This is a genomic window from Caldicoprobacter sp. (assembly GCF_047459465.1).
Taxonomy (GTDB): domain Bacteria; phylum Bacillota; class Clostridia; order Caldicoprobacterales; family Caldicoprobacteraceae; genus Caldicoprobacter.
The window spans coordinates 1-8,819 of the sequence record NZ_VSCO01000074.1; the positions used below are offsets into that span (position 1 = coordinate 1).

Consider the following 8,819-nt stretch of genomic DNA (forward strand, 5'->3'; position numbering starts at 1 on the left):
ACCTATAAGGGATTGAAACATGATCCCGTAGATGAAAGAGAACGGGCTTTTATTTAGTTTTTAGACTACCTATAAGGGATTGAAACTTCCCTTCTCATCTCTTCCTCGGCCTCCGCCATTAGGTTTTTAGACTACCTATAAGGGATTGAAACCTGATCTTATGCTCTTCTTGCACCCAAGAATTAATCTTGTTTCTAGACTACCTATAAGGGATTGAAACTTGCTTTGTTTTTTGTTATTATTTTATGTTAAATATAGCAATTTTTAGATTTCCTCTATAGGTATTGAAACATCTAACTTTGCTTTTAATTTTGATAATTTTGATTTTATAGGGGAGTGAAACACCATCTATTAACTGCAATTGTTTGATGTCGAGCAGCTCTTTATCCTATCTTTAAGCGACAAAAACTACGAAGGTAATTATAATTTATTTTGTTACAGCTTTATTATGTTTGTAAATTCGAATAAGTATCAGTATTTACGGCTTTCTATTTACCAGAAAAGCAGCCTGTTTGTGGTTCACTTTTTTGCATGGCTAGTGTTAGGGAAGTTTTAAATTTATGTGATTTAAATATCTTCCGCAGAATAATCGATGGTGTGAAGATAGAATGGTATTGGCTGTTAATCTCCAGGCAAAGGTGGAATGATTTTATTTTAGCTAATATGAGGTTTTAGGGGTAAGGCTGAACTAAATTTTGAATGCGTGTAAATGGTAAATTGACGAATTATCGGAAGCTGTTTTTACTCTCTAAAGATAGGTCTGCTAATGAAGTTTTTGTATAACGTAATTTTACGTAATTTTTACAAGACATAAAAGGATTTTCTACATAAATGTAGAAATAATAACAAAAAAGGAAAATTCTTGAGAGGTGGAGAACACCGTGAATCCAAACGAAAAGGTTGTCTTGCTTTCTTTAATAGGTAAGGGAATAATAGAGAATGGAGGTTACAAAAAAGCAGGATACTATTTTGAAGAAACTGATGAGGTTATATACACATCTCTTTTCGGTGCAGCACTTTATAAGGTACTAAAAAAGTTGGGATATGACATTGTTCAATGGATAATATTTGGCACCAGGTACTCCAACTGGTCTGAGCTTGCAACTGTTTTAGAGGATGAAAATAAAGAGGAGATTGACGGTTTAGTTGAATGGTATATGAAAGTGTGCGAAGAAGAGAAAAAGGGGATTTCAGATCAGATGCTTGGACAGTGGGAGAGTCTGCTTTCCAGTAAGATCCCAGGAATAAGGCTTCTCCCGGTTGACCCATTAGATTATGATATATATATAAATACGTTGCTTAAAGAATTTACTGAAGAAAAATGCAAAGTGATGCTTGATATTACGCATTCTTATAGGCATATGCCTGTTATCCTTGCTTTTTCCATAATGGTCTTAAAGTACATAAAAGAAATTTCCGGTGTCAGCGTGTATTATGGAGCGCTGAACATGGGCGAGTTTATGAACGATATTCCGGCCAATGCCGTCCCGGTTCTCAAAATCGACCTGATTTCCGATTTAGTGTCAATGGTTGAAGGCTTGGCCACTTTTGATAATTCAGGCTATTTTGTGGACTTGTTAAACCTACTGGGCATAGAGAATACCGAAAAGACATATTTCTGGCTTGAGATGAATCGTCAGCCTCGTAGCCAGCTTAGGCAGATAACCGAAATGTTACAAAGCTTTTCCCGAGGAGATGACTACAAAGCTTCAATTGCCGGTTATTTAAATGATCAGCTTAAGCCTCTCTTGAGTTCTACTTTGGATAAAAGAATGGTGGAGCGAGCTAAACTGTTTTTCGGGAAGAAACAGTATTTAAAAGCCCTTATATTGCTGTATGAAGGCCTTGTAATTGGCATAGGAAGAAAGCACGGTTTCAATGACTATTTGGATTATGATGCGCGAGAAAAGATTAGGCAGTTTATTAAAAACAATGATAGCGTTCTATTCAGCGATGCTCAAAAGGAGACGTATTACAAATTGGAATATACGCGAAACGCCGCTGTACATGGTTCTCGAGCTAGAGGAACTCAGGATACCGTAGAGCAACTGGATAGCTTCGAACAGCTTTTTAAAGAAGCCGTTAAGTTGTACGAAGACATAGTTATTGATTAAAGATAATTAGAAAAGTTGAGGGTGAGGGGGCGGCATATGCTCAAATTTATCTCTTTGCTGGGTACAAACGCGTACCTTCCCTGTAATTATGTGATGGACAACCATAAAGTAGAAGATTGTTGTTATATTCAAGAGGCGCTTATCAAACTGTTAACCAGGAAAGGGTTGGAATTTGATTCGGTGCTTATTTTCACGACCGAAGGGGCATATCAAAGCAATTGGTTGCAAAATGCCTATAGCGCAAAATATAACCAACAAAGGCCGGGCCTTGAAAAGATACTGAAGGATATTTTTGCCCATGATCCCCAGCGTGTTAAAAACATACCTATTCCTAATGGCAATAGTGAAGAAGAATTATGGCAACTGTTTGACATATTTATGGACAACCTTGAAGAAGAAGATGAAATAGTATTAGACATAACACATTCATTTCGCTTTTTACCCATGCTGACTTTTATTGTCTTATGCTTTGCCAAGGTTGTTAAAAAATGTCAAATAAGGGGTATTTACTATGGTGCATTTGAGGTATTAGGAAGCTTGGACAAGGTAAAGGATATCCCAATAAATGAACGTAATGCTCCTGTGCTGGATTTGACGCCGTTTGCGATCTTATTTGAGTGGGTGATAGGGGTTGATCGCTATCTTAAGACGGGTGATGCTTCAATTATTGAGCAGTTAACCCGGCAAGAGAGCAGCAAGCTTTCGGAGCGTATCAATGAGGACATCTCTCAAAAGGAGCTTCCTCTAGATGCGGCTTCTCTTTTTAGAGACCCTCGAAATTTGAAAAAGCTGGCCAATGCGATGGCGCAATTCAGCGCTGCGGTTTTTACCTGCAGAGGGCAAGAATTATCCGAAAAAGCGTTGGAGCTAAAGGAGGCTATAGAGGAGGTTGTTGAAAGTAAAGCCTATAAGCACGTACAACCCTTAGCACAAATAATAGACCTGCTAAAGGAGCGTTTTGATAAGTTTGGTTCGGATGAGCATACAAACATGCTGGAAATTGTAAAGTGGTGCCTCGGAAATAATATGTATCAGCAGGGACTTACTATTTTGGAAGAAAGCCTTATAAGTTTTGCTTGCGATAGGTATGGGTTGGACAAGAGGGTTAAGGAAATAAGAGACGAGATAAATAGATACGCTCATAAGGTAGGCAATAATAAAGGGGTTGAACTTGTAAAGAGTTTGTTTGCAGATGAGGATTTAAGCGTTACCAGGGAATTTTATCAACTTCTGTATGATATATGCTACATCCGCAACGATATAAATCATGCTGGTTGGATGATGCATCCTGCTAGGGCTTCGGTATTCGAACAAAAATTAAAGGAGTTTCTAAATAAAGCTCAAAAAATCGTGGATTGCGGCAAAGCCGAAAGGCAAATGCTATTGATATTATCCCATGAATTGACAGATCCTCAAAAAATTCAGGCAAGGGAGAAGCTGGGGGTGACCCGGTTTGTACCATTAAGTTCTGCACTTCTTGAAAAATGGAGCAATGTTCCACCTAATTTGGATAACCTTGATGAATATTTAGAGGACATACTGAAATGGATTGATGATAATGCCAAAATGGGCGATTATGTCCTGGTTCAGGGGGATTACGGTGCTACCTTGATGGTGGTTTCATATTGTATAAAACGCAATCTAATCCCGGTGTACGCCACTACCAACAGGAGGGTGAGCGAAGAAAGGCAAGGGGATAGGGTAGTGAGCGTACGACAGTTTGAACATGTAGATTTCAGAAGATATAAACTCATTTAGCCTAAATTATGAAACGGGGAGATGTAGTGCCGATGGCTCAGCGTATGATGGGTGTTTTGGGACCGAAACCCATATCTCTCTCAGAGTTTAAAAGGTTGAAGGAACAGCTAGAAAATAAGATAGAAAATCCAGATTTTGATGTTAAAACTTTGCTGGAAGATTGGTGGGATGTTCCGTATTATTTTGATTTTGACCAGGATATTGAATGTTTACCGTCCATCAGAGATGCGGCCCATCTCTACGTACTGCTTAACTATTTATTGTTCGGTAGGTCTGGAACGCCTTTTGATAGAGGAAAATTCTACAGGCAATTTTTTAAAAATGGTACTGACAAAATAAAGGAATTCATAGCCAGTGTTGCTGCAGGGAAGCCAGCAAGCCTCGAGGATGATGTACAGGTGGACGTGGTGATGGGCTCAATTTACAAGATAAAGAAATATTTCCTTGAGAACAACCGGATAAAGGATATACGGGGTGCCAGCGCCATAATCAAGTATCTCAATGAAGAGGTGACAAAGAAATTTCTATCGTGTCATTTTATAGAAGAATGCGCACTGTATTGCGGTGGGGGCAATGTTTTAATGGTTTTGCCCGGGGGGCAAGGAGACAAAGCTTGTCGACAGCTAGAAAAATGCTTTTTCACAATTGCCCTGACAGCAAAAGTGGCGTTTGAGTACATATCTTGTAGCTTGAATGAGCTTTTTAGCGATTACAGAAAAAAGATAAAAGACCTGCATGATCGCCTGGAGGAAAGGAAAAAGATTAAGGTATACCCAATCAATCCCGACAGCGATTTGCAGGAAATAGTCATAGATGGCAAAAGAATAAACTTTGCCGGCGTTGAACGCTTAAGTTCCTGTGGAGAAGTTTGCAGGCTCTGCAACGTAAGGGATGCTAGATACGCTGTGGACACGGCCGAGGGTAAGATGCCGGCCTGTCCCTCGTGTATGAGAAAAAACGAAGTAGGTAGGATAGAGAAGGCTATATTTTATGAAGAATACGAGCGGATCGTTGGCATTCCGCCTAAACGGGATGTTGCCAGCATATCCGATTTAAAAGATAATCACGGCCATGTGGCGGTGATCTATGCCGATGGCAACAACATGGGCAACGTGGTGATGAACATAGGCAATCCTCTTCAGAACATGTATTTCAGTCGCAAGGTGGACTATATCACCAAACGATGTGTGTATAACGCTATACGGAAAGTAATGGGCGATAACGCCAGGTTTGAGGCAATTGCCCTGGGTGGCGATGATGTATTTATCGTTGTACCGGGGGATGTAAGCCTTGAGATTGCCAATGAGATAATAAATGGGTTTGATCAAGGCTTTGACCATCAAATCACCATGTCGGCAGGGATATGTATTGCCAAGCATACCACCCCCTTGCAGAGCATGCTTCAGGTAGCGCAGTCAAAGCTAAAGAGCGCAAAGGCTCTGGCCAGGAATTGGGGGATGAAATGCGGCACTGTAGACATAGAAGTGATAGAGAGCAATATAAGCATAGACCTATCCAGGTCTAGGTGGGCGTTGTTTCCCGCTGATAATTCAAAATTGACGAAGTTTATAGAGATAATTAAGCGCATGAAGGCTACTAAAGGGATAAAGCGCTCGCAGCTGTACAAGTTCAGACATGCCGCCAGGGAGTTGAAACCCTATGAATTCCAACTATTCTACGCTTATCAGGTGGCCAGGCTGTCGCAGGAATATAAAACGTTTGTTGAAGGCATAGCGGAGGTATTTGGCGTGGATCCCAGGCGGTTTAACGGCTTGATCGAAAAAAACGGTACAAATAAAGAAAGGCCGTTTTTATCGCCGTGGGAAGATATAGTGGTGCTTTGGGATTGCATTGGAGGGGGTGCGGGCGATGCAACTTAAAGAATATAGCGTGAGGATAGAGGTTAAAACGCCGTTCAATATAGCGTCGGGAGAGGCCGATGGCTATATACACAAAAGAACGGTACGTTTTAAGGGAAAGCCTTACATTCCCGGCAGCACTATAAAAGGTAAAGTGCGTAGCAACTTTTACAAGCTGGTCTTACCTGATCATAAGGAAGGCCCATGTGAATGCCCGTTGTGCAGCATCTTCGGTGGCCAGGGGTATAACCCATCGCGGATATACATAGACGATCTGATAATGGAGGAAAGCAGCGAAAATCGAGAGCCCGTTTTTATAAGGATATCCAGTGCTATCGATAGGTATAAAAGAACTGCTAAGCATGAAGCGCTATTTATTACGGAAGTGGTGAAACCGGCCGTTTTTATCGGCACCATAAAGGTTTATTTTGACGAGGAGACTTTGAAATACAAACAGGATTTAGAATTGGCCATTAAGATGATAGACAGCGTGGGCAGCGGTGGAAGCAGGGGTTACGGAAGGGTCAAGGTTTATCTGGAGGAGGTGACTTGATGAAGGTAAGGCTCAAGTTTATTTCCCCCTTTGTGGTAGGTGGGATAAAGCGAGTCTCAAATTATATTGAGAGCCTGGATTACATACCGGGCAATGTAGTAAGGGCTGCTCTTGCCAGATACATACTGAACAACTGCCCTTATTATGACCCTGATGAAGTGGTAATGGTAAATGGGACGTACAGGACAAACTGGGTGTATTTTAAGGATAACCCAAAGTGCAGCGACTGCAGGCTGAAAATGCTGTGCCAGAAATTTAGCGACATAAGAATCTCGTTTTTTTATCCCAAAGATGCGGTAGTCATTCCATCCACTTGGATGGTGTGTAAAGCAAATCCGCAGCACGGCTTTGTGGATTGCCTTACGCAGGAGTCCAGATGTACCAGGTGTGAGGGAGGTAGAGGAAGGGTAGAATTTGTCTCAGGGCTGCTGAAGGACGGCATAAAATACAGCGTGGTTAAAAGCTTTGTGACCAGAACGGCGATAAACAGATATACCGGCACTGCAAAGGATGGCTCGCTTTATTCTTTGCTGGCTGTTTCGGCTACATCGAAGGATCAAAATGGGAGATACGAGGAAAACGTATTTGAAGGTCATATGTGGGGAGTAGCCCCGCAGGATCTGAAAGCTATTGATGAACTTAGAATCGGGAAATATACGTCGGTAGGTTTTGGTAGATGCAGCGTAATCACGGAGGATGAAAGGACGGATATCTGTGACGTAGGTAGGGTTATCGCGTTGCTCGAGGATTTCAATGCCAAATACAAAACACACAATAAGATAAAGGAGGAAACCACAAGATATTTTGCCATCAAATTTACGTCGGATGCCAAATTGAATTTTGGGCATATCGATTTAGATGGGTATATGACCACTGCACAATACAAAGAGGCATGGCTTAAGGCTCTGGGTATAGATTTGGATATACAGGTAGAGAAAGTATATGCGGAGGTTTTCAATTTTAGAGGGTATGATACGTCGAAGGTAGGAGAGGACAAGCGTGAAAGTGCGGTTCATATGGTGGAAAAGGGGAGCGTAATAGTGTTTAAAACAAGTCTGGGGTTTGATAGGGTGGTTGAATATTTTAAATCCATAGAGGGGTTTGGAGAAGATACTCAAGACGGATTTGGAAAGTTTGAGTATCACACTGGGGGTGGATTTTAAATGACCGAAATGTTGCTTGATTTTGTAGAAGAGCTGGGGAAGAATACAAATTTTTGGCAAAGAAGTAGAATAGGAAGCAGCAATGTAAGGAAATTAGCTACTATGGCAGTAGACGCCAGTTGCTATAAGGAGTTTAGGCTATTCATGGAATATAAAAGGGGCAGAGGAAATGGCTGGGATAAAATTTTTTCCAATGATAAAGCGCTGGCTGATGTAATAATAGAATACCTTGATGAAATATACGAAAAATGCGGCAGGGATGATAAAAAGGCTTTGGAAGAGATCAGCAGATTTTTTGGCTATCTTTATTGGAAACTTAAAGCATTGAAGAAATAAGGGGGATGAAGCCGGTGATGCTCCTCGATCGTTTTTATAACAAGTATATCATAAAGGGTACATTGGTAGCCGAGACGCCTATCCACATAGGGGCGGGTGAGGAGAGTTTAGATCCCATACAGACCGACAATTCGGTAATTAAGGATGTGAACGGCAAACCGTATATACCGGGCAGTTCAATCAAAGGGGCTCTGAGGAGCTACCTTGAAACACTGCTTTTGAGCGGGGTAGACCAGAGGTTTAAAGCTTGCCTGATAGTCAATGATCCGTGTTTGGGCGACGAAGATGAGGTGGAAAAGATAAAAAGGATTTACCAGGAAGAGAAGCGCGACCGGGATTTGGACCTCATAGTAGCCGAAGAAATATACAGGAATTTGTGCGATGTTTGCAGAATATTTGGCAATCCCTATTTTGCTTCCAAGCTGAAGGTGGATGATTGTACGCTTAAAGGCGATGCTCATCTTAGCATACGGGATGGAGTGGGGATAGATAGGGATACGGGAACTGCTGCCGATGGAAAGAAATACGACTTTGAGCAGGTGGATGCCGGTGCTCAATTCGAGTTTTGTATGTCAGTGGATAATCTGGAGCCGGAACATGAAGAGCTGTTAAAGCTCATGGTAAAGGTGCTTGAAAGCGGGCAGCTGAGGGTTGGGGGTAAAACCTCGGTAGGCCTGGGTTGCATCAGGCTTATAGATACCAGAGCATATAAAATAGAGCCGACAAATTTTAGAAGCTATCTCATGGAAGGCTTGAAGGAAGAAATGAGGTGGCAATATGTTTAGAAAGTTGTATAATGAGGCGGTCATATCTTTTGAGCTTAAGACGGTAAGCCCTTTATTTATCCGCTCGGGACGGGAGGATCAGCTGAACCCTACTGCAGCAGATAATACCTTTATTACCATGTATCGGGATGGAGAACCGGTGCCTGTCGTGCCGGGTTCGTCCTTAAAGGGCGTTTTCAGGAGCTGCGCCGAGCAGTTGTTGCCGGGAAGCTGCGATATATTTAGAAATCCGTGCGCTAATAGGATTAAGG

Annotated in this window: 8 protein-coding genes; all 8 read left to right on the forward strand. The window is 41.7% G+C overall.

Annotated elements, in window-relative coordinates:
* Window positions 1-881 precede the first annotated feature (881 nt).
* A complete protein-coding gene (gene csx2, locus FWJ59_RS06065; RefSeq protein ID WP_414481070.1) occupies window positions 882-2,114 on the forward strand; it encodes a TIGR02221 family CRISPR-associated protein in 1,233 nt (410 codons plus the stop codon).
* Between the two features lie 36 nt (window positions 2,115-2,150).
* A complete protein-coding gene (gene csx20 / locus FWJ59_RS06070; RefSeq protein ID WP_414481071.1) occupies window positions 2,151-3,872 on the forward strand; it encodes a CRISPR-associated protein Csx20 in 1,722 nt (573 codons plus the stop codon).
* Between the two features lie 32 nt (window positions 3,873-3,904).
* A complete protein-coding gene (locus FWJ59_RS06075) occupies window positions 3,905-5,752 on the forward strand; it encodes a Cas10/Cmr2 second palm domain-containing protein (protein WP_414481072.1) in 1,848 nt (615 codons plus the stop codon).
* Window positions 5,742-6,284 (forward strand): RAMP superfamily CRISPR-associated protein, encoded by a 543-nt coding sequence (locus tag FWJ59_RS06080; protein WP_414481073.1) that lies wholly within the window; start codon window positions 5,742-5,744, stop codon window positions 6,282-6,284. Before FWJ59_RS06075 ends, FWJ59_RS06080 begins: the two co-directional genes overlap by 11 nt.
* The gene (locus tag FWJ59_RS06085) at window positions 6,284-7,447 is read left to right on the forward strand and encodes an RAMP superfamily CRISPR-associated protein (RefSeq protein WP_414481074.1); all 1,164 of its coding nucleotides are present in this window, start codon (window positions 6,284-6,286) and stop codon (window positions 7,445-7,447) included. The genes FWJ59_RS06080 and FWJ59_RS06085 overlap by 1 nt, the downstream gene beginning before the upstream one ends.
* Entirely contained in the window at window positions 7,448-7,783 is a 336-nt protein-coding gene (locus FWJ59_RS06090; protein ID WP_414481075.1) for a hypothetical protein, read from the forward strand.
* 5 nt (window positions 7,784-7,788) lie between these two features.
* Entirely contained in the window at window positions 7,789-8,568 is a 780-nt protein-coding gene (gene csx7, locus FWJ59_RS06095; RefSeq protein ID WP_414481076.1) for a CRISPR-associated RAMP protein Csx7, read from the forward strand.
* On the forward strand, window positions 8,561-8,819 hold a 259-nt coding region (locus tag FWJ59_RS06100; RefSeq protein ID WP_414481077.1), incomplete at its 3' end, for an RAMP superfamily CRISPR-associated protein. The genes csx7 and FWJ59_RS06100, both read left to right, overlap by 8 nt.

Coding starts and splice junctions, on each gene's coding strand:
- FWJ59_RS06085 (WP_414481074.1), top strand. CDS start 6,284: ATGAAGGTAAGGCTCAAGTTTATTTCCCCCTTTGTGGTAGGTGGGATA.
- FWJ59_RS06075 (WP_414481072.1), top strand. CDS start 3,905: ATGGCTCAGCGTATGATGGGTGTTTTGGGACCGAAACCCATATCTCTC.
- csx20 (WP_414481071.1), top strand. CDS start 2,151: ATGCTCAAATTTATCTCTTTGCTGGGTACAAACGCGTACCTTCCCTGT.
- FWJ59_RS06080 (WP_414481073.1), top strand. CDS start 5,742: ATGCAACTTAAAGAATATAGCGTGAGGATAGAGGTTAAAACGCCGTTC.
- FWJ59_RS06090 (WP_414481075.1), top strand. CDS start 7,448: ATGACCGAAATGTTGCTTGATTTTGTAGAAGAGCTGGGGAAGAATACA.
- csx7 (WP_414481076.1), top strand. CDS start 7,789: ATGAAGCCGGTGATGCTCCTCGATCGTTTTTATAACAAGTATATCATA.